This is a genomic window from Vibrio splendidus (assembly GCF_003345295.1).
GTDB classification, from domain to species: domain Bacteria; phylum Pseudomonadota; class Gammaproteobacteria; order Enterobacterales; family Vibrionaceae; genus Vibrio; species Vibrio splendidus_K.
In genome coordinates this window covers 2,659,599-2,680,227 of the sequence record NZ_CP031055.1, presented here as the reverse complement: position 1 = coordinate 2,680,227, position 20,629 = coordinate 2,659,599, and the positions used below count along the sequence as shown (strand labels likewise).

At 45.0% G+C, this 20,629-nt stretch carries 20 protein-coding genes; 13 read left to right on the top strand and 7 right to left on the bottom strand.

Translation table 11 applies throughout. From position 1 onward, the window contains the following. The first annotated feature begins 2 nt into the window (after positions 1 to 2). The 8 genes from oadA to luxS all read left to right on the top strand — a co-directional run bounded on the left by oadA (position 3) and on the right by luxS (position 10,257). A complete protein-coding gene (oadA, locus tag DUN60_RS11690; protein ID WP_065205150.1) occupies positions 3 to 1,784 on the top strand; it encodes a sodium-extruding oxaloacetate decarboxylase subunit alpha in 1,782 nt (593 codons plus the stop codon). A 9-nt stretch (positions 1,785 to 1,793) separates the two neighbouring features. Next, a complete protein-coding gene (locus DUN60_RS11685) occupies positions 1,794 to 2,924 on the top strand; it encodes a sodium ion-translocating decarboxylase subunit beta (protein ID WP_004735495.1) in 1,131 nt (376 codons plus the stop codon). A gap of 171 nt (positions 2,925 to 3,095) precedes the next feature. Continuing rightward, the gene (locus DUN60_RS11680) at positions 3,096 to 4,049 is read left to right on the top strand and encodes an NADP-dependent oxidoreductase (protein WP_065205149.1); all 954 of its coding nucleotides are present in this window, start codon (positions 3,096 to 3,098) and stop codon (positions 4,047 to 4,049) included. A gap of 6 nt (positions 4,050 to 4,055) precedes the next feature. Next, entirely contained in the window at positions 4,056 to 4,517 is a 462-nt protein-coding gene (locus DUN60_RS11675; protein ID WP_004741880.1) for a YqaA family protein, read from the top strand. Between the two features lie 9 nt (positions 4,518 to 4,526). Continuing rightward, the gene (locus DUN60_RS11670; RefSeq protein WP_114634002.1) at positions 4,527 to 7,385 is read left to right on the top strand and encodes a M16 family metallopeptidase; all 2,859 of its coding nucleotides are present in this window, start codon (positions 4,527 to 4,529) and stop codon (positions 7,383 to 7,385) included. A gap of 99 nt (positions 7,386 to 7,484) precedes the next feature. Then, a complete protein-coding gene (gshA, locus tag DUN60_RS11665; RefSeq protein WP_114634001.1) occupies positions 7,485 to 9,053 on the top strand; it encodes a glutamate--cysteine ligase in 1,569 nt (522 codons plus the stop codon). A 10-nt stretch (positions 9,054 to 9,063) separates the two neighbouring features. Further along, positions 9,064 to 9,714 carry a transglycosylase SLT domain-containing protein gene (locus DUN60_RS11660; RefSeq protein WP_029406196.1) on the top strand — a complete coding sequence of 217 codons (651 nt, stop codon included), beginning with the start codon at positions 9,064 to 9,066 and terminating at the stop codon, positions 9,712 to 9,714. Between the two features lie 24 nt (positions 9,715 to 9,738). Beyond that, positions 9,739 to 10,257: an S-ribosylhomocysteine lyase gene (gene luxS, locus DUN60_RS11655; protein ID WP_017079953.1), complete on the top strand. Its 519-nt coding sequence runs from the start codon at positions 9,739 to 9,741 to the stop codon at positions 10,255 to 10,257. 205 nt (positions 10,258 to 10,462) lie between these two features. On the opposite strand, the gene DUN60_RS11650 is transcribed toward luxS, so the two are convergent. Together DUN60_RS11650 and DUN60_RS11645 are read right to left on the bottom strand one after the other, a co-directional pair. Then, positions 10,463 to 11,734: an HlyC/CorC family transporter gene (locus tag DUN60_RS11650; RefSeq protein WP_004735502.1), complete on the bottom strand. Its 1,272-nt coding sequence runs from the start codon at positions 11,732 to 11,734 to the stop codon at positions 10,463 to 10,465. Positions 11,735 to 11,861: 127 nt separating this feature from the next. Beyond that, entirely contained in the window at positions 11,862 to 12,656 is a 795-nt protein-coding gene (locus tag DUN60_RS11645; protein WP_017079954.1) for a cytochrome C assembly family protein, read from the bottom strand. A gap of 200 nt (positions 12,657 to 12,856) precedes the next feature. On the opposite strand from DUN60_RS11645, the gene ffh reads away from it, so the two are divergent. The 5 genes from ffh to rplS all read left to right on the top strand — a co-directional run bounded on the left by ffh (position 12,857) and on the right by rplS (position 16,471). Beyond that, positions 12,857 to 14,251, top strand: a complete 1,395-nt coding sequence (gene ffh, locus DUN60_RS11640; RefSeq protein ID WP_004735506.1) for a signal recognition particle protein — start codon at positions 12,857 to 12,859, stop codon at positions 14,249 to 14,251. Positions 14,252 to 14,463: 212 nt separating this feature from the next. After that, positions 14,464 to 14,712: a 30S ribosomal protein S16 gene (rpsP, locus tag DUN60_RS11635; protein ID WP_004735508.1), complete on the top strand. Its 249-nt coding sequence runs from the start codon at positions 14,464 to 14,466 to the stop codon at positions 14,710 to 14,712. Positions 14,713 to 14,736: 24 nt separating this feature from the next. Continuing rightward, positions 14,737 to 15,291, top strand: coding sequence for a ribosome maturation factor RimM (rimM, locus tag DUN60_RS11630; protein ID WP_004735510.1), 555 nt, complete (start codon positions 14,737 to 14,739; stop codon positions 15,289 to 15,291). Between the two features lie 26 nt (positions 15,292 to 15,317). Beyond that, positions 15,318 to 16,058: a tRNA (guanosine(37)-N1)-methyltransferase TrmD gene (gene trmD, locus DUN60_RS11625; RefSeq protein WP_004735512.1), complete on the top strand. Its 741-nt coding sequence runs from the start codon at positions 15,318 to 15,320 to the stop codon at positions 16,056 to 16,058. A gap of 59 nt (positions 16,059 to 16,117) precedes the next feature. After that, the gene (rplS, locus tag DUN60_RS11620) at positions 16,118 to 16,471 is read left to right on the top strand and encodes a 50S ribosomal protein L19 (protein ID WP_004735514.1); all 354 of its coding nucleotides are present in this window, start codon (positions 16,118 to 16,120) and stop codon (positions 16,469 to 16,471) included. A 326-nt stretch (positions 16,472 to 16,797) separates the two neighbouring features. Here rplS and yacG read toward each other — a convergent pair whose 3' ends face one another. The 5 genes from yacG to DUN60_RS11595 all read right to left on the bottom strand — a co-directional run bounded on the left by yacG (position 16,798) and on the right by DUN60_RS11595 (position 20,627). After that, the gene (gene yacG, locus DUN60_RS11615) at positions 16,798 to 16,995 is read right to left on the bottom strand and encodes a DNA gyrase inhibitor YacG (RefSeq protein WP_004735515.1); all 198 of its coding nucleotides are present in this window, start codon (positions 16,993 to 16,995) and stop codon (positions 16,798 to 16,800) included. 81 nt (positions 16,996 to 17,076) lie between these two features. After that, positions 17,077 to 17,817: a cell division protein ZapD gene (gene zapD, locus DUN60_RS11610; RefSeq protein ID WP_017087400.1), complete on the bottom strand. Its 741-nt coding sequence runs from the start codon at positions 17,815 to 17,817 to the stop codon at positions 17,077 to 17,079. A gap of 26 nt (positions 17,818 to 17,843) precedes the next feature. Then, positions 17,844 to 18,458, bottom strand: coding sequence for a dephospho-CoA kinase (gene coaE / locus DUN60_RS11605; protein ID WP_054547484.1), 615 nt, complete (start codon positions 18,456 to 18,458; stop codon positions 17,844 to 17,846). A gap of 2 nt (positions 18,459 to 18,460) precedes the next feature. Further along, positions 18,461 to 19,330 (bottom strand): prepilin peptidase, encoded by an 870-nt coding sequence (locus tag DUN60_RS11600; RefSeq protein WP_114634000.1) that lies wholly within the window; start codon positions 19,328 to 19,330, stop codon positions 18,461 to 18,463. Positions 19,331 to 19,397: 67 nt separating this feature from the next. Next, a complete protein-coding gene (locus tag DUN60_RS11595) occupies positions 19,398 to 20,627 on the bottom strand; it encodes a type II secretion system F family protein (RefSeq protein WP_054547485.1) in 1,230 nt (409 codons plus the stop codon). Positions 20,628 to 20,629 lie beyond the last annotated feature (2 nt).

Here is a 20,629-nt window from a genome sequence, read left to right as displayed (position 1 = left end):
GCATGTCTAAACCACTAGCTATCACAGATGTGGTACTTCGTGACGCGCACCAGTCACTATTTGCTACTCGTATGCGTATCGAAGATATGCTGCCAATTGCGGCAGAACTGGATAAAGTCGGTTACTGGTCTTTAGAGACTTGGGGCGGCGCAACGTTTGATTCGTGTATTCGTTTTCTAGGAGAAGATCCGTGGGAGCGTTTGCGTGAGCTGAAAAAAGCGATGCCAAACACACCAATGCAGATGCTACTGCGTGGTCAAAATTTATTGGGTTACCGTCACTATGCGGATGATGTAGTAGAGAAATTTGTTGAACGTGCCCATAAGAACGGCATGGACGTATTCCGTATTTTTGATGCGATGAATGACGTACGTAACTTTGAAACAGCAGTGAAAGCAACGATTGATGTTGGTGGTCACGCTCAAGGTACGTTGTCTTACACAACCAGTCCGGTTCACAACTCAGATACTTGGGTTGATTTAGCTAAACGCCTAGAGGACCTAGGTTGTCACTCACTATGTATCAAAGATATGTCAGGTTTATTAAAGCCGTATGAAGCGGAAGAGCTGATTACACGTATCAAAGCATCGTGTGACGTTCCTCTAGCGTTGCATAGCCACGCGACAACCGGTCTATCGACAGCAACAGCGGTTAAAGCCGTTGAAGCGGGTATCGATATTCTAGACACCGCTATTTCTTCAATGAGCTGTACTTACGGTCACACGCCAACTGAAACGGTTGTTGCGATGTTAGAAGGTACAGAGCGTGATACCAAGCTTAAGCTTGATCAGATCGAACCCATCGCGGCTTACTTCCGTGATGTACGTAAAAAGTACGCGAAATGGGAAGGTCAGCTAAAAGGTGTTGATTCACGTATCTTGATTGCTCAGGTTCCTGGCGGCATGTTAACCAACATGGAAGGTCAGCTTAAAGAGCAAGGCGCAGCCGATCGTATGGACGAAGTGCTCGAAGAGATCCCTCGTGTACGTAAAGAGCTGGGTTACATTCCTTTGGTAACACCTACTTCTCAGATTGTTGGTACTCAAGCGGTTATCAACGTTCTAACGGGTGAGCGCTACAAGAGCATCACTAAAGAGACTGCGGGTCTACTGAAAGGTGAATATGGTCAAGCGCCTGCTGAGGTTGATGCTGAACTGCAAGCGAAAGTGTTAGATGGTGCAGAGCCAATCACGTGTCGTCCTGCTGATTTACTTAAGTCTGAAATGGATACGTTAACGACAGACCTTTTAGAAAAAGCGAAATCAGATGGCATTTCACTCGCTGAAGATACCGTTGATGATGTACTGACATACGCACTTTTCCCACAAGTCGGCCTTAAGTTCCTTAAGAACCGTCGTAACCCTGAAGCATTTGAACCTGCACCAACTGCAGAAACGGCAGCTCCTGTTGCGGCACCACAGCCTGTTGCTGGTAGCATTGAAAGCTACAGCGTGAAGGTTGATGGTCAAGTTTATGATGTTGAAGTCGGGCCACAAGGCGAACTCACATCAGTATGTCCATCAGCTAAGCCAGCACAAGGGGCTCAAGCTGCACCTGCAGCGGCTTCTGATGCAGAAGCAGTTCCAGCTCCATTAGCAGGCAACATCTTCAAAGTTATCGTTCAGCCAGGTGTTGAAGTGGCTGAAGGCGATGTGCTACTGATCTTGGAAGCGATGAAGATGGAAACGGAAGTTCGTGCTGCTCGTGGTGGTATCGTTCAGGAATTGAATGTTAAAGAAGGCGATGCAGTTACTGTAGGCGCTCCACTACTAAGCTTAGCGTAAGGGAGTACCATGGAAGGATTGATGACCTTATGGTCTGAAACAGGGATTGCTAACTTTGAGTTCGGCCAGATTTGTATGATGCTGGTCGGTTGCTTATTGTTGTTTTTGGCAATTCGTAAAGGATTTGAACCGCTACTTTTATTACCGATTGGTTTTGGTGCTGTATTAGCAAATATTCCAAATGCTGGGTTTACTGATCCCGGTGGTTTGCTTTACTACGTTTACTACATTGGTATTGAAACGGGTATTTTCCCACTGCTGATCTTTATGGGTGTTGGTGCAATGACGGACTTCGGTGCGTTGATTGCTAACCCTAAAACGTTATGGCTAGGGGCTGCGGCTCAGTTTGGTATCTTCGCAACGCTATTTGGTGCGATCTTGCTGAACTATGTTCCAGGTATGGAATTCTCAATGGCAGATGCTTCGTCAATTGCGATCATTGGTGGTGCCGATGGCCCAACCGCGATCTTCTTGGCGAGTAAGTTATCTCCTGACCTACTAGGTGCCATTGCAGTTGCGGCTTACAGCTACATGGCTTTAGTTCCTATTATTCAGCCACCTATCATGAAAGCGCTAACGACGCCGGAAGAACGCAAGATTAAGATGGCGCAGTTACGTCACGTTGGTAAAGCCGAGAAGATCCTTTTCCCGCTTGCTGTACTACTGATGACGATTCTGTTCCTACCTTCAGCAACACCTCTAGTAGGTATGTTCTGCTTGGGTAACTTAATGCGTGAAGCGGGTGTGGTTGATCGCCTTTCAAAAACAGCTCAAAACGAACTGATTAACGTCGTAACTATTTTCCTAGGCCTAGGTGTTGGTTCTAAGCTTCAAGCGGACACGTTCTTGAACTTAGAGACGCTGGGTATTTTAGGTTTAGGTGCGGTGGCGTTCAGTATTGGTACGGCGGGTGGCGTGTTAATGGCGAAGTTGCTTAATCGCTTCTCTAAAGAAGACATCAACCCATTGATTGGCGCGGCCGGTGTATCAGCGGTTCCGATGGCGGCTCGTGTTGTAAACAAGGTTGGTCTTGAGGCAAACCCTCAAAACTTCTTGTTGATGCATGCGATGGGCCCGAACGTGGCAGGTGTACTTGGTAGTGCGGTTGCGGCGGGTATTCTATTAGCTCTAGTGGGCTAGTAGGTTCCTAGGTCACGTATCGTTACGTTAATTGGTCGTCAATTTACGAATGAGCGGTTAACTTAGCCTTATTAAATGGTTTATAGTCAAAGGGATGCTTTCGCATCCCTTTCTTTTTATCAATTAGGGTGCTTGCTCATTAGGGCTTTTATCAATCAAGGAAATGTGGAAATGGAAAATAAACAGATAGCGATTACTCAATTCGGCGGTGTCGAAAACCTCAGTATTCAACCCCGTGCTATTCCTGAGCCTAAGGCTGGAGAAGTCGTGGTTAAAGTTTCCTTTTCGGGCATTAATCCGATTGATGTTAAAACCCGTGCTGGTCTAGGTTGGGCTGCAGCACAGAACAAAGATAACCTGCCTTGGGTTCCTGGTTATGACATTTCAGGGCAAATTGTCACCCTAGGGGAGCAGGCTGAGCGCTTTACGGTTGGCGACAACGTGGCAGGCTTTATTGGTTTCCCACTGCAAGGTGGCGGTTACAGCCAATATGTGTGTGTCCCAGAAGCGGCATTAAGCATGGTTCCTGATTCGGTGACTCTAGAAGCGGCTGCGGCATTACCATTAGCCAGTCAAACAGCAGCCCAAGCGCTCAACAAAGCTGAAGTGAAAGAGGGCGATCGCGTACTTATCTTGGCGGGCGCAGGCGGCGTTGGTCATCTAGCGGTTCAAATCGCCGTGGCAGCGAAAGCCGAGGTTTACACAACTTGTAGTGAAGCGAATCTTGATTACTTAGCAACGTTAGGCGCTCATGCGATTAACTATAAATTTGCGCCAGCATCGGAAAGAGTCTCTGATGTCGATGTGCTGATTGATTTGGTTGGTGGCGATACCGCTCTCGATGCGTTGAAGTGCCTAAAAGATGGCGCAAGAGTGGTGACAGTCCCAACTTTATCTGCTGAATTGATCTGCGAAAAAGCAACATTATTAGGCTTTACTGCATCAGGCATGCTGGTTGAACCAAACCCAGAGCAAATGGACACTATGTTGTACATGGTCAGTGTCGGATTGCTCAAAACAGAAATTCAAGGTATCTACCAGTTAGATGAAGCGCAGTCGGCGCATCTGCAGGTTGAAACCGGACACACCAGAGGCAAGGTACTACTTAAAATGCAAGAAGGTTGATAGGCAGTGCTAGAGTTCTTTAATTCCCTTTTTGAAAACATAGCGCTGTGGTTCTCTGACTCGGCGCTTTGGGTACTCTTCATCAGTGGCTTCTTAAGTGCCACGTTATTGCCCGGCGGTTCAGAAGCCAGCCTTGTTGCAGCATTGAGCCTAGATCAATTCTCAACATCGTCGATTATTCTAATAGCGACACTCGGTAACACCTTAGGTGGCCTGACTAATTATTGGATTGGTTTGTGGTTGCCCAATCGAACTCAATCTGAAAAGCATGGTCATAAGGCTATGGCTTGGCTGAGCCGTTATGGTTACTGGACACTGTTATTCAGTTGGTTGCCCGTTATTGGTGACCCTTTGTGTCTCGCGGCGGGTTGGCTAAGAATGAAATTTATCCCTAGCGTTATTTTGATAGCGATTGGCAAAGCCGCTCGCTACAGCTTACTTGCTGCTATCTACTTCGGTTTTTTCTAAGGAGAACCTATGAAAAAGGTTTTACTTGGTACATTTTCTCTTATCGCCATCGCTGGCTGTTCTTACAATGTACCTAGCTCAACACCCTTCTTTTCTTCGCTTCCGGAAGGGGTCACCTTGTTAGAAGAAGTTAAGCCTTCTAAAGATAAAGTCGTGATTCCGTATGCGAAATATCAGCTTGAAAATGGCTTGACCGTTATTCTTTCTCCTGATGATTCCGATCCGTTGGTGCATGTTGATGTCACTTATCACGTAGGTTCTGCACGTGAGCAGATTGGTAAGTCAGGCTTTGCTCATTTCTTCGAACACATGATGTTTCAAGGTTCAGAGAATGTCGGTGACCAACAGCACTTTAAGATCATTACCGAGGCTGGTGGCTCGTTAAACGGCACGACTAACCGTGACCGTACTAACTACTTTGAAACCGTTCCATCTAACCAACTTGAGAAAATGTTGTGGTTAGAATCAGACCGAATGGGTTTCTTATTGGATGCGGTTTCTCAGAAGAAATTCGAAGTTCAAAGAGGCACGGTTAAAAACGAACGTGCGCAAAGTTATGAAAACCGTCCTTATGGCTTGATGTGGGAACGCATGGGTGAAGCGCTTTACCCTGAAGGTCACCCTTACTCATGGCAACCAATCGGTTATGTGGAAGATCTAGACCGTGTTGATGTGAATGACCTTAAGGCATTTTTCTTACGTTGGTATGGCCCAAACAATGCCGTGTTAACGATCGGTGGTGATATCGACGTTGATGACACGCTAGAGTGGGTTAACAAGTACTTTGGCCCTATCCCTCAAGGCCCTGAAGTTAAGGCCGCTGAGAAACAACCTGCAGTGCTGACTGAAGACAAGTACATCACCTTAAAAGATAATATTCGTCAGCCGATGGTACTGGTCGGTTGGCCAACGACATATCGTGGTGAAGAAACACAAGCTTCGTTAAATACACTGTCTAACGTTTTAGGTTCTGGTACCAACAGTTACCTATATCAAAACTTGGTTAAGACGCAAAAAGCGGTGAGTGCAGGTTCATTCCATGATTGTGCTGAATTGGCTTGTACCATGTATGTTTATGCGATGGGCAATTCAGGTGAAAAAGGCGATTTGACGGTTCTAAACAAAGAGCTGATGGATACCTTAGATCAATTCTCGAAAGAGGGCGTTGAACAAGAGCGTTTAGATCAGATCACTGGTATGGCAGAAGCGGATGCAGTTTTTGAACTGCAAAGTGTTAAAGGCAAGGTTTCACAGCTCGCGTCTAACCAAACCTTCTATGGTCAGCCGGATCGTATTGAATCACAACTCGATCAAATTCGAGCGGTTACTCCAGAAAGCGTAAGCAAGGCATACCAAGATTTCATCGAAGGCAAGCACAAGGTTACCTTGAGTGTGGTTCCGAAGAAAAAACTCGACTTAGCGGTTCGTGAGGCTACCTTTACCACACCTGCACGTACCCTTCCTGAATACAGTAAGGTAACGGAAGACCAACTGGATTTCAGAAAGGCGCCAAACACATTTGATCGCAGTGTGATGCCAGAAGTGAACTTTGGTGTTGAAGCGACCATGCCTGAGTTGTACCGCATGCATTTTGCAAACGGCACTGATTTGATTGGTACCGTGACCAGTGAAACGCCAACAGTACAGCTGCAAATTCAACTGCCTGCAGGCGAACGCTATGTTCGTAAAGGGCAAGAAGGCTTAGCGAACCTAACGGCTTCGATGATGGAAGAGGGGTCGACTAAACGAACGGTTGAAGAACTACAGGCGACCTTAGATAAGCTTGGCAGTAGCGTTAGCATTGGCGCAGGTAGTTATACCACGGATATCTCGGTTTCAACGCTAGAGAAAAACCTGCCTCAAACCTTAGCGATCGTACAAGAGGTTTTGTTTGAGCCTAAGTTTGATGAGCAAGACTTCGAACGCGTGAAGAAGCAGATGCTTGAAGGTGTTGTTTATCAGCATCAACAACCAAGCTGGATGGCTTCTCAAGCCACACGTGAAGTTTTGTTTGGCAACAGCATCTTTGGTCGAGCGAGTGATGGTACTAAGGCCTCTTTAGAATCGTTAACCTTAGACGATGTAAAACTGTTTTACAGTCAGCACTATACTCCTGAGGGGGCTAATATTGTTATTGTAGGCGACATCTCGAAGAAAGAGGTCAGCAAGCAGCTTCAATTCTTCGAACAATGGCAAGGCGATGCGGCACCACTAACGCGTCCTCAGATCATCAAAGAGCTTTCAGGACAGCATCTGTATTTAGTTGATAAACCGGGTGCGCCGCAAAGTATTGTTCGTTTAGTGCGTAAAGGTTTACCTTTCGACGCGACTGGTGAGTTGTATTTGAGCCAGCTAGCCAACTTTAACTTAGCCGGTAACTTCAATAGCCGCATTAACCAAAACTTACGTGAAGACAAAGCGTACACTTACGGTGCTAGCGGTTATTTTGCAAGTACTCGAGAAACTGGTGCCGTGGTTTTTAGCGCCCAAGTAAGAGCAAATGCGACGGTTCCATCGATTCAAGAGTTTATCGCCGAGCTAAATGAATTTAGTCAGAGTGGATTAACTGACGAAGAGGTGAAATTTATGCGCCTTGCCGTCGGTCAACAAGATGCACTTAAATACGAAACGCCAAGTCAAAAGGCTGGATTGTTGAGTAATATTGTTGCATTGAGCCTTGATGAAGATTACCTACAACAGCGTAATCAGATAGTTGAAACGGTTTCAAAAGAGACCTTAAACGAGCTATCTAAGAAATGGTTTGACCCGAATGATTATCAAATAATTGTTGTTGGTGACGCGGCTTCGCTTCGTCCTCAACTAGAAAAGTTAGATATTCCAATAGAAGAGCTTGAAATCATTCGTTAGAGTACACATTAAAGGGGGAGGGAAAAGACTCTATTTTTCTCCTCCGACCTAATTTATGATAGTTCTAATCAGAACGATATAAGATAAGTGAACTGAATTTTGACTGATTTTGCTGCGCGACTAAAGCAAGTTGCAACCAACCCTAAGACCTTCTCTCAATTTGGTCGTGGTGTTGAAAGGGAAACGTTACGCTACACGGAAGATGGGCATCTTGCGACTGGGCCGCACCCAAAGGCTTTGGGATCTGCGTTGATGAACGGATGGGTAACGACCGATTTTTCTGAGTCGCTACTGGAGTTTATTACGCCTGTTTCTAACGACGTTCCGACGCTTTTGAATCAGTTGTCTGATATCCACCATTTCACACAAACCAAGTTAGATGGCGAAAAGATGTGGCCGCTTTCTATGCCTTGTTACGTAGGCAGTGAAGATTACATTCAGCTAGCGCAATACGGCACCTCTAACAACGGCAAAATGAAGACGCTATATCGTGAAGGCCTAAAACGTCGTTACGGTAGCCTGATGCAGATTATTTCAGGTGTTCACTTCAACTTCTCTTTCCCGGATAGTTTTTGGGATAGCCTGTTTGGAGAGCAAACAGAAGAAGCGCGCTGTGAAGCTAAGTCAGATGCGTACTTTGGTTTGATTCGTAATTATTACCGTTTTGGTTGGTTAATCCCATATTTCTTCGGTGCTTCACCTGCACTATGTCCTTCTTTCATCAAAGGAAGAGAGACAAAGTTACCTTTTGAAAAGATTGGCGAGACACTGTATCTGCCAAAAGCAACGGCACTTCGCCTGAGTGATCTTGGCTACACCAATAGTGCTCAAAGCGTATTAAAGATTGGCTTCAACAGCCTAGACCAGTACCTTGAAGGTTTGAACCAAGCGATTCGCACGCCATCAGAAGAGTTTGCTGAGATTGGCACTAAGGTTGATGGTGAATACCGTCAATTGAATAGTAACGTTCTTCAAATCGAGAACGAGCTTTATGCGCCAATTCGCCCTAAGCGCGTGGCGAAAAGTGGTGAAAAACCATCGGAAGCACTGGCTCGTGCTGGTGTTGAGTACATCGAGGTTCGTTCTTTGGACGTAAACCCATTCAGCTCAATTGGTATCAATGAGCAACAAGTTCGCTTCCTCGATCTATTCTTAACTTGGAGTGTTCTATCTGACTCTGCTGAGATGGATAACTGCGAACTTGAATGCTGGCGCGATAACTGGAACAAGGTGATCTTAGAAGGTCGTCAGGTTGGTTTAGAACTCAAGATTGGTTGTGATGGCGAGAGACTGTCTCTGCAAGATTGGGCTAAACGCGTATTCAAAGATCTTCGTGTTATCGCTGAGTTGATGGATGCTGAGCAAGGTGGTCGTGCATACCAAGAAACGTGCGATACGCTTGAAACTTGGATCGATAACCCAGAGCTGACCATTTCTGGCCAGTTGCTAGAAGAGACCAAAAAATTAGGTGGCTTGGGTAAAGTGGGTTGTGCGTTAGGAAAAACGTACGCTCAGCAACACAAAGCACACCAATATAAAGTTTACTCAGCTGAGTTGATGGAAGCGGAAGTTCAACGCTCTGTTATTGCTCAGCAACAAAGTGAAGAAGCAAGCACTCAAGATTTTGACAGCTTCTTAACGGATTATTTTTCGTATTTAAAAGCATAGCGAGACTTTGGTGGAAAGGAAGCAAACCTTATTAGGCCAGCCTAAACGCGTAAGTGGAAAATGGTTGCCAGTAGTGACTGTTGGTGTTGTCTCTAGCCTATTGGTTGGATGTGCCACGCCACCGCCAAAGCAGCAAGATAACTTGTGTAGCATCTTCAGAGAACACCCGTCGTGGTATGAAGATGCTCTCGATATGCAAGAAGAGTGGGGCACGCCGATCAACGTAGCGATGGCTTTTGTGAAACAAGAGAGTAGCTATCGTCATGATGCGCGCCCGCCTAAAGATTACATTCTTGGCTTTATTCCGTGGGGACGCGTGAGTAGTGCCTACGGTTATGCACAAGCTCAAGACCCTGCTTGGGAAGACTTCCAAAAGGCGACGAATAACGGTGGCTCAAGAACCAACTTTGATGATGCATTGATGTTCATCGGTTGGTACACCAGCGAGACGCGTCGTCAGCTTGGTATTTCACTATGGGATCCGTATAACCAGTATTTGGCTTATCATGAAGGTCGTGGTGGTTATAAGCGCAAGTCATACAATAGCAAACCATCATTGATTAAGGTGGCGCGCAAAGTCGAACAGCAAGCAAAAGATTATGGATGGCAGCTTAAACAGTGTCGTAAAGAACTAGAAGACAATAGAAGTTGGTTTTTCTAAAGCCAACCGTCACGGAGAAGAGCAATGCCTTTATTAGATAGTTTCACTGTTGATCACACGCGCATGAACGCACCTGCAGTTCGTGTAGCTAAAACAATGCAAACCCCAAAAGGGGATACCATCACTGTGTTTGACCTGCGTTTTACTGCGCCAAACAAAGACATTCTATCTGAGAAAGGTATCCATACTCTAGAGCACCTATACGCAGGATTTATGCGTAATCAATTGAACGGTTCGGATGTGGAGATCATCGATATTTCACCGATGGGTTGTCGTACTGGTTTCTACATGAGCCTAATTGGTACGCCTTCAGAGCAGCAAGTGGCAGACGGTTGGTTGGCTGCAATGCAAGATGTGCTGAAAGTTGAGAATCAAAATAAGATCCCTGAACTGAACGAATACCAATGTGGTACTGCGGCAATGCACTCTTTGGATGAAGCGAAAGATATCGCCAACGCGATCATTGCTGCTGGTATCTCTGTAAACAAAAATGATGAACTGGCATTGCCAGAGTCTATGCTGCAAGAGCTTAAGATCGACTAGTCATTGTTAGTTCACCTTGAATACGCTTCACTCTAGATACATTTCACTCTAGAGACAGAGCGAGTTAGATACTAAAAGGCCCGGTTCAATGAACCGGGCCTTTTTCGTCAACGTGTTTTAGGACGAGACATATTTTAGATCTAGGCAGTTGTCGCATGTGAGCTTGTGACTACTCACTTAGTTATCCCAGTCCAGCAAACCACTTTTATCCGTTAACGATCTGCGGGAACACGCGAACGAGCTTGATACGGTTCTCTTCGAGTTCAACAATTTCCATTGGATGACTCGCAACCTGAACACTCAGGTGACTCTCAGGAATGTCTTCAAGGTGTTCCAGTATTAAACCATTAAGTGTTCTTGGGCCATTTGTAGGTAGTGTCCACTGCAAGCCTTTGTTTATGTCACGGATATTGGCGCTGCCTTCAATCAAGAAGCTGCCATCGCTTTGCGGTGTGATCTCTTCAGATAAGCTTGGTGCAATGGAGGTCGTAAACTCACCAACTATTTCTTCTAGAATATCTTCAAGGGTAACCAAGCCGTTGATATCGCCATACTCATCCACAATCAAACCGATGCGCTGTTTATTGCGCTGAAACTTAAGTAGTTGAATATTGAGTGGTGTCGCTTCAGGAATAAAGTAGATCTCATCCGCTGCACGCAGCAATGTCTCTTTATTGAATTCGTTCTTTTCAAGCATCAAGCGGTAAGCTTCTCGTAACCTAAGCATGCCAACCACTTCATCTATCTGGTCACGATATAACACAATACGCCCATGAGGGGAGTGAGTTAATTGGCGAACGATAGATTTCCAGTCATCATTGATGTCGATGCCAGTGATTTCATTTCGAGGCACCATGATGTCGTTCACGGTCACGTGTTCTAAATCTAAAATAGACACCAACATATCTTGGTGGCGTTGAGGTATCAGGCTTCCCGCTTCATTTACCACGGTTCTCAGCTCTTCAGAGCTTAAGTGGTCGGTCGCATCGTGGCGGGCTTTGACACCTAAGATACGAATAAAACCGTTGGTAATGAAGTTCACCAATATCACCAATGGTGACAGTACCTTCATCAGTATCATCAAAAGGATACTACTGGCGTAAGAGACACGCTCTGGAAACAGAGAAGCGATGGTTTTTGGGGTTACTTCGGCAAACACGAGGATCACGAGAGTCAGGACACCGGTAGCAATCGCTACGCCGATATCCCCGTAGATGCGCATACCAAGAATAGTCGCGATCGCAGACGCAAGAATGTTGACGAGATTGTTGCCGATGAGAATAAGGCCGATCAATCTGTCTGGGCGGTTCAGAAGTTTTTCTACGCGTTTGGCACCTTTATGACCCGTATTGGCCAAGTGCTTTAAACGGTAGCGGTTCAAGGACATCATGCCCGTTTCGGAACCTGAGAAATAACCAGAAATTACAATGAGACACGCGAGTAGCGCAAATAAGATACCCGTTGATATGTCGTCCAAAACTATTCTTTTCCTATTTGTGTATCTTGATTAATTTATGACCGAACATGGTCGAGATGTCAATTGAATCTAACGGACTCAATATTTTAAAGGCAAGGTGTGTGAGACCTTGCCTTCATTTTACAGACTAATTCAGGATGATTTCCTGAACGAAGCGGCTACCGAAGTAGGCTAATGTGAGCATGCTGGCACCGGCAAGTGCGAACCAAGTGACTTTTTGTCCACGCCAACCTTTTTGATAGTGACCCCATAGAAGGATAGAGTAGATAACCCAAGCAATAAAAGACAATACAGCCTTGTGTGCTTTTCCTTGAGCAAACATATCTTGTACGAAGATAAGGCCAGTCAATAAAGTACCTGTTAATAAGCCATTACCGATCAGAATGATCTTGAAAAGTTGTCTTTCCACCATCATTAAAGGAGGTAGGTTAGGGTTTATCACTAACGCTTTTTTCTTTTTAAGTTTGTGATCTAGCCACGCAAGTTGTAGGGCGTATAGCGCACCGATAGTCAACGTCGCGTATGAGAACAAAGCCAAAGAGATGTGCAGTAGCAGCTTTGGGTCATTCTCTAGATGTTTAATGAACGTGCTTGAAAGAAAAGTGGCAGCCATTAGATTTAGAGCAGCGAAGCTATAAACAACTGGCAAGATGAACCACAATCGGGTTTTGAGCATCGCACCGCTCATGACCAAAGAGATGATTAAACTGATCAATGAAGCAACGTTCAAGATACTGAGGTTTTGGCCACTGGCATTAAAAATTAAATCGCCAAGCAACCAAGCATGGAAAGCTAGAGCAAGTAATGCGCTGATAAACACCGTTTTTACGCGGATTCCTGTTTGGTGCACGAGACCTGGAATGATCGTGGAAATCGCCATTGTATAAAGAAAGGCCGCTGCGATCGCAATAAGACTGTCCATGGTATCCATTTAAATGATTACTAATTGGCGAATTATACCTCGCATCGCTCTTTGGGGCTATGGTGAACCTCATTCAATTCCAAGTGAATAATGTCTCACATCACAAGCGTGGATGATTAACGCTCTACAACGGGTATGACTCTAATCCGCGCTAATGTATACTCACAGTAATAGTCGCAGTTTTGAGCGAAGAGAAAACTATGTTTGATAATTTAACGGATCGTCTATCCAAAACGCTGAAGAACATCAGCGGTAAAGGTCGTCTGACCGAAGACAATATAAAAGAGACGCTGCGTGAAGTACGTATGGCGCTACTTGAAGCCGACGTTGCACTGCCAGTTGTCCGCGATTTTGTTAAGCGCGTAAAAGAAGGCGCAGTGGGTGTTGAGGTTTCTAAATCTCTAACACCTGGTCAAGAATTCATTAAGATCGTTCAAGCTGAACTTGAAGCGGTGATGGGTGAGTCTAACGAGGCTCTTGACCTAGCAGCGCAGCCGCCAGCCGTTATTTTAATGGCTGGTCTACAAGGTGCGGGTAAAACCACATCGGTAGGTAAGCTATCTAAGCTCCTGACTGAGCGTGACAAGAAGAAAGTTTTGGTTGTGTCTGCCGACGTTTACCGTCCAGCGGCGATCAAACAGCTTGAAACGTTAGCAAGCGATGTTGGCGTCGACTTCTTCCCATCTTCAGCTGATCAAAAGCCTCTTGATATTGCAAACGCTGCAATCGATCATGCGAAGAAGAAATTCTACGACGTGCTAATTGTCGATACTGCTGGTCGTTTGGCTATCGATGAAGAGATGATGGGCGAGATCAAAGAGCTTCATACTGCAATTAAACCAGTAGAGACTCTGTTCGTTGTTGATGCAATGACTGGTCAAGATGCTGCGAACACAGCAAAAGCTTTTGGTGATACGCTCCCACTAACCGGTGTTATCTTGACGAAAGTTGATGGTGATGCGCGAGGTGGTGCTGCACTGTCTGTTCGTCATATCACTGGCAAGCCGATTAAATTCTTAGGTGTTGGTGAAAAGACTGACGCACTAGAACCATTCCACCCAGATCGTGTTGCTTCTCGTATCTTAGGTATGGGCGACGTACTGTCTCTTATTGAAGACCTACAGAAAAACGTTGATACCGAGAAAGCAGAGAAACTGGCTAAGAAGTTCAAAGAGAAGAAAGGCTTTGACCTTGAAGACTTCCGTGAGCAGCTTGGTCAGATGAAAAACATGGGCGGCATGATGGGCATGATGGATAAGCTTCCAGGTATGTCTCAGCTACCAGACAACGTTAAAGATAAAGTTGATGACAAGATGTTCAAGCAAATGGAAGCGATCATCAACTCTATGACAATGAAAGAACGCCAGCGTCCAGACCTAATCAAAGGCTCACGCAAAAAGCGCATTGCTGCAGGTTCTGGTACGCAGGTACAAGATGTAAACCGTATGCTTAAACAGTTCACTCAAATGCAGAAGATGATGAAGAAAATGCAGAAAGGTGGAATGAAAGGCATGATGCGCAACATGCAAGGCATGATGGGCGGCGGTGGAGGTATGGGCGGAATGGGTGGTGGTTTTAACCCGTTTGGTCGATAATCTACAAATGTAAGCTTTAGCTACGTTACTTTTCATAGTGTTAGCCGTGTCACAGAAAGTGTCCGGTTGCTATGTTGGTGAAAAAATAGCTAAAGCCCTTGCATTGCACCGGAATAAGAGTAAAATTCCGGGGCTTTAATTTGGCACGAGACCCCAAGCTATTTACTTATACTTGGGGTTAATTATTTTATTAAGAAAGCAAAGAGGACGACATGGTAACCATTCGTTTGGCACGTCACGGTGCAAAGAAGCGCCCATTTTATCAAATCGTAGTTGCGGATAGCCGTAACTCTGTAACTGGCCGTTTCATCGAGAAAGTAGGTTTCTTTAACCCTACTGCTCAAGGTCAAGAAGAAGGTCTACGTCTAGACCTAGATCGTGTTAACCACTGGGTTGGTCAAGGCGCATCTCTATCTGATCGTGTAGCTAAGCTAGTTAAAGACGCTCAAAAAGCGGCTTAATTCTTTTTTAAAGAGAAATAGCTTATGTCGATGAAGGGTAAAGAAACGATGAGCGAGCAAAATAATAGAATTGTCATGGGTAAACTTGGGTCTACCTATGGTATTCGTGGCTGGCTTAAAGTGTTCTCCTACACAGACAATGCTGAAAGCATATTTGATTACAGCCCTTGGTATTTAAACCAAAAGGGTAAGTGGGTTGAGTACAAAGTTGAGAGCTGGAAACGTCATGGCCAAGGTTATGTATGTAAGCTAGCGGGATTAGATGTTCGTGAAGACGCGCAACTGATGACTAACTTTGAAATTGCTATTGACCCTGCTTCGTTACCTGAATTGTCAGAAGATGAATTCTACTGGCGCGAATTGTTCGGTATGCAAGTTTTTACCACTAAAGGTTACGACCTTGGTGAGGTCACTGACCTATTAGAAACTGGCTCGAACGATGTTCTAGTAATTAAAGCAAATCTTAAAGATGCTTTTGGCCAAAAGGAACGGTTAGTACCGTACCTTGAAGAGCAAGTGATCAAGAAAGTTGATCGCGAAGCTCGCCGGATCGAAGTTGACTGGGATCCTGGATTCTAACTCCAAATTACAGAGCGAGAGAACACATGTGGGTTGGCATTATTAGCCTGTTTCCTGAAATGTTCCGTTCTGTTACTGATTTTGGAGTAACAGGTCAAGCGGTTAAAAAAGGTCTTTTATCTATTGAGACATGGAATCCTCGCGATTTCACTCATGATAAACATCGCACTGTTGATGATAGACCTTACGGTGGTGGTCCTGGCATGTTAATGATGGTTCAGCCTTTGCGCGATGCTATCCAAACTGCCAAGCAAGCAGCACCGGGAAAGACGAAAGTAATCTATCTTTCACCTCAAGGTCGTAAACTCGACCAGAAAGGTGTTGAAGAGTTGGCAACAAACGAGAACTTGCTTCTTATTTGTGGTCGCTATGAAGGGGTAGATGAGCGCATTATTCAATCTGAAGTCGACGAAGAATGGTCGATTGGAGATTTTGTGATGACGGGTGGCGAACTGCCAGCCATGACGTTGATTGATTCAGTCTCTCGGTTTGTTCCGGGTGTACTTGGAGATTTCGCTTCAGCAGAAGAAGATTCTTTTGCAAATGGTTTGCTAGATTGTCCCCATTATACGCGCCCTGAGGTGCTAGACGATAAAGATGTACCATCGGTACTCAAGTCTGGAAACCATAAGGACATTCGTCGCTGGCGATTAAAACAATCGTTGGGCCGAACTTGGCTAAGAAGACCAGAGCTCCTGGAAAACCTAGCTCTGACTGACGAACAGGAACAATTACTGGCTGAATTCATTAAAGAGCAACGCTCTTAAAGAAAAGCAAGCAGTAACCTATTAAATTTAGTATCAGTTTATTCTAGGAATTTATACAAATGAGCAACATCATCAAGGCTCTTGAAGAAGAGCAACTAAAATCAGACCTTCCTAAGTTCGCACCAGGTGACACTGTTGTAGTTCAGGTTAAGGTAAAAGAAGGTGACCGTGAGCGTCTACAGGCTTTCGAAGGCGTTGTAATCGCTATTCGTAACCGTGGTCTACACTCTGCATTCACAGTTCGTAAGATCTCGAACGGTGAAGGCGTAGAGCGTGCGTTCCAAACTCACTCTCCAATGGTTGATAGCATCGAAGTTAAACGCCGTGGTGCAGTACGTCGTGCCAAGTTGTACTACCTACGTGAGCGTTCTGGTAAGTCAGCTCGTATTAAAGAGAAGCTTACTAAGAAGTAATTCTTTTTGCATTCTATCGATAAAAGCGGAGCCATTTGGCTCCGCTTTTTTGTGTCTGCTATTTAGAGCTGAGTAGGAAGAAGAGCCTCAATTTGCTCGTTCCTCGCACTTGAGGATGACGGACTAAAACGAAACTCACATTTAACCGTCATTCCCTAGACTGACGAAGGAAGGTGTAGGGAATCTCTATTCGTACCAAGCTATAGGCAATAAAAAAGGATTGACGTAAAACGCCAACCCTTCAAAATTTACTCGTTACTCGTTACTCGTTACTCGTTACTCGTTACTCGTTACTCGTTACTCGTTACTCGTTACTCGTTACTCGCTTAGTGCGGGTCTTCCGACCAACCATCGCTATCTGACATGTCTGGTGCGCCAGCAATGCTGTTCTCTTCGTCTGCCCATTCACCGAAATCAATCATCTGACATTGCTTACTGCAAAACGGGCGGTGTGGGCTTTGTTCGCCCCATTCAACGTCGGCATTACATTGAGGGCATTTAACGATGGTGATTTTTTTCGACATAGTGATTCTTAATTAGAGGGTATTGTAAGAAAGAGTTTAGGCTCGAGTGAAGGCTCAAGCCAAACTATAAAAGGAAATTAATTAGCTGCAGACAGCCAATTCAAATTCGATGTCTTGAGTACAGGCTTGTCCTGTTTCAAAGCTCATGAACTTAACGGCAAAACGGTTTTTATGCCCGGAGATCATCGGGTAGGCACCGTATTGCATTGGAATAGAAAGGCGAAGGATATTCGCTTCATCAGCATCGCTCTGGAAGAAGCCAGCGCGAGCAATTTGCTCTTTAAAGTGACCAGTCTCTCTAGTGAGCTTTAACCATAGTGTTAGCGCTTCATACAAAGGCTGTAGGCTATCCATCCAAGCTTTGGCATCTCGCATTCTCTTATCGAGAGGAAGATGCAGCCAATAGTGCAGTGCGGGTAAATCAAAGCAGCATGAGCCACCTGGTAAGTTAAAGCGTTGACGTATAGCACTCAAGAAGCGATCTTCTTTAAGTGACTGCCCAAAACGCTCCGCCTGCATCAGTTCACGATAGATGTTGCTAATATCGTTGAGTAATGAAGTCAGCATCTCTTGATCGACACCTTCAACATCTAACCAGCTTTTGTAGGTTACACGCTGCTTCTCAATATCTTTTGCGAGTTCACTCTTGAGTTGGATCTGTTCAAAGATTTCAATCAGATCAAAGATGGAACGGAAAAAGAGTTGATACTGTTGAGCATCGGAAAATGTAGAAGACAAGTGCAGCTGCCTCAAGAGTGATTCAACTCTTAAGTAGATGCGTGTTTTCTCATTTAGAGGATGTTCAAATTTGTGGGTGATCATCGAGCAAACCTTCATTCAACATTATTCTATTCTGACCCATCTACAGTACTGATTGCCAGATACTTTTGATGTAAATCTGTGATTTGAGGCAAAAGTTCTTGGTTTTTAGTATGGTTTTTAATCACGTCATCTGCAACTGCTAAGCGTTGTTCTCTTGAAGCCTGTGATTTTAAAATTGATGCAACCTGTTCCTTAGAAACATTATCACGACTCATCGTACGCTCTATTTGCACTTCTGTTGGCACATCAACGATTAATACGCGATCGGCCATGCTTTGCATTTGGTTTTCAACCAATAGCGGTGCGACTAATAAACCATAAGGGGATGTGACTTTAGACAGGTCACTGTCAATTTTGTTACGGATCATGGGATGAAGCAGGTCATTGAGCCATTGTTTCTCTGTGGGATCCGAGAAGATTAACTCACGCAGCTTACTTCGGTTGAGTGCTCCATCTTCAAGTAAGATAGCCTCACCAAAATGGTCGGTAATCTGCTTTAAGCCGTCACTACCTACTGCGACGACTTCGCGTGCAACGATATCAGCATCGACAATATCAATATTAAAATGCTCATTGAAGAGGTTAGCAACGGTGGTTTTTCCACTGGCGATACCACCGCTTAATCCGATAATGATTGCCATGGTTAAATTCCTAGTACAGAAGTGAAATACCAACCCATGATGTCGTTACCCCACATCAAACTCACCCAACCCGCAATTGCAAGGTAAGGTCCAAATGGAAAGGCTTTATCTATGCCTTGTTGTTTCAAGCGAAGTTGAATCAATCCGAAAACTAAACCGACCAGCGACGACAAAAGAATGATCATTGGTAGGTGCTGCCAGCCAAGCCACGCGCCAAGTGCAGCCAGAAGTTTGAAGTCGCCGTAACCCATGCCTTCTTTGCCTGTTAACAGCTTGAACAGCCAATAAACCGACCAAAGTGCTAGGTAGCCTGCCATTGCGCCAATCACTGAATTTTGAAGCGATACAGGGCTGATATTAAACAGAGCTAACGCGATACCAGACCACACTAAAGGCAAGGTAATTTGATCAGGCAACAGCATAGTATCGAGATCGATAAAGGTTGCGGTAATCAAGGCAAACGTGAAAAAAATCAGAGCGATGGCGTAGTAACTGAAACCAAAGTGGCTCGCGACTACGGTACAAAGTATCGCCGTAAGCAGTTCGACCAATGGATAACGAGCGCTGATTGGGTTAGCACAGCTATGGCACTTGCCCTTTAAGAACAACCAACTTAATACTGGAATATTGTCGATGATTCTTAATTGGGTTTTACATTTCGGGCAGGTAGAACGAGGGATACTGAGATTGAACTTTCCCTCTGGTGCTGGAATTTTATATTGAGAGAAATACTCCGAGCACTCTTGTTGCCACTCTCGTTCCATCATTATCGGTAAACGGTGTATGACTACGTTGAGGAAGCTGCCGATAAGAAGGCTAAAAATGAAAGCTAATACGGGGAATAGCCAAGGATAGTAGTGAAATACTTCCATAGTGTCCTTTACCACTTAATCAAGGTGAGCAGAGGTTGGCTGCTCATGGGTGTTTAGTTGCTTTTAACTATCCTAACACACTCATAAGATTAAAGATCGGTAAGTACATCGCGACAACAAGTCCACCAACTACGGTGCCTAAAAATACGATGATCAGTGGCTCTAGAATCTTGCCTAGGTTATCGACGGTGTTGTCTACTTCGAACTCGTAAATGGAAGCGACTTTATTGAGCATATCATCAAGATTTCCGGACTCTTCACCAATCATCACCATCTGCAAAACCATCTCCGGGAAGGCATTGGTATTGCGCATTGCAATGTACATCGGCATGCCAGCAGCAGTCTCACGGTGAACCTCGATGATGGCCGATTCATAATGTAGATTACCCGCCGTTTTAGCCGTTGTTTTAAGGCTGGTTAAGATAGGAATCCCAGAACTAAAACTGGTTGATAGCGTTCGGCTGAACTTTGCAATTGATGCCTTAGTGATGACAGCACCCAAGATAGGGAAGCGTAAACCAAGACGACTGGTTGAAAGTCGAATCGAGTAAGATCGCTGACGCAGCTGCTGAAAAGACAGAATTAATAAACCAACACCGATGGCACTATAGAAACTATAAGCCTGCATCCAATGGGAAAGATAAAGCACTTGCTGGGTGAACCAAGGTAAGTCTGCTCCGAAACCAGAAAACATCGATTCAAATTCAGGGATGACCATGGTCAGCATTAAATAGGAAACGGTAAGGGCGACCGCTACAACCATTGCTGGGTAGATGAGCGCCTTTATAACCTTGGATTTTAGTTGCTCGCTCTTTTCTCGATAGGTCGCCAAGCGTTCAAATACTTGTGCAAGGTTGCCGGAGAGTTCGCCTGTCGCGACCAAGTCGGTATAGAGGTCATCAAAGTGGCGGCTTGCGGTTCGCATCGCTTTTGAGATTGGCGTGCCGGCTTCTACACCTTTGCAGATGTGCGATAAAATCGATTTCATTTCTGCTTTGCGGTGATTGTCTGACACTAGCTTGATGGCTTGTACGATGGGCACACCAGTAGCCAACATGGTAGCCAGTTGGCGAGTCAAAATAGTGATATCTTTGGCTTTGACTCGATGGGTTAAACGAGTGATTGCTGAGATGCTTTTCTTTTTGATTTTCTTAATCTGAATGTGCTGTTCTTTGAGCTTCTCTCGCACTTCTAATTCGGTGAGCGCTAAGCTCTGCCCTGATACTTTCTTGCCTGAACTATTGATTCCCTTCCAATGGTAGTTTTTTAGTTGTGATTGTTTGCTTTTACTACTCATTT

Coding starts and splice junctions, on each gene's coding strand:
- zapD (WP_017087400.1), bottom strand. CDS start 17,817: ATGATCACCCACAAATTTGAACATCCTCTAAATGAGAAAACACGCATC.
- DUN60_RS11670 (WP_114634002.1), top strand. CDS start 4,527: ATGAAAAAGGTTTTACTTGGTACATTTTCTCTTATCGCCATCGCTGGC.
- rplS (WP_004735514.1), top strand. CDS start 16,118: ATGAGCAACATCATCAAGGCTCTTGAAGAAGAGCAACTAAAATCAGAC.
- DUN60_RS11600 (WP_114634000.1), bottom strand. CDS start 19,330: ATGGAAGTATTTCACTACTATCCTTGGCTATTCCCCGTATTAGCTTTC.
- luxS (WP_017079953.1), top strand. CDS start 9,739: ATGCCTTTATTAGATAGTTTCACTGTTGATCACACGCGCATGAACGCA.
- DUN60_RS11595 (WP_054547485.1), bottom strand. CDS start 20,627: ATGAGTAGTAAAAGCAAACAATCACAACTAAAAAACTACCATTGGAAG.
- oadA (WP_065205150.1), top strand. CDS start 3: ATGTCTAAACCACTAGCTATCACAGATGTGGTACTTCGTGACGCGCAC.
- rimM (WP_004735510.1), top strand. CDS start 14,737: ATGTCGATGAAGGGTAAAGAAACGATGAGCGAGCAAAATAATAGAATT.
- DUN60_RS11680 (WP_065205149.1), top strand. CDS start 3,096: ATGGAAAATAAACAGATAGCGATTACTCAATTCGGCGGTGTCGAAAAC.
- rpsP (WP_004735508.1), top strand. CDS start 14,464: ATGGTAACCATTCGTTTGGCACGTCACGGTGCAAAGAAGCGCCCATTT.
- trmD (WP_004735512.1), top strand. CDS start 15,318: ATGTGGGTTGGCATTATTAGCCTGTTTCCTGAAATGTTCCGTTCTGTT.
- ffh (WP_004735506.1), top strand. CDS start 12,857: ATGTTTGATAATTTAACGGATCGTCTATCCAAAACGCTGAAGAACATC.
- coaE (WP_054547484.1), bottom strand. CDS start 18,458: ATGGCAATCATTATCGGATTAAGCGGTGGTATCGCCAGTGGAAAAACC.
- yacG (WP_004735515.1), bottom strand. CDS start 16,995: ATGTCGAAAAAAATCACCATCGTTAAATGCCCTCAATGTAATGCCGAC.
- DUN60_RS11645 (WP_017079954.1), bottom strand. CDS start 12,656: ATGGACAGTCTTATTGCGATCGCAGCGGCCTTTCTTTATACAATGGCG.
- DUN60_RS11685 (WP_004735495.1), top strand. CDS start 1,794: ATGGAAGGATTGATGACCTTATGGTCTGAAACAGGGATTGCTAACTTT.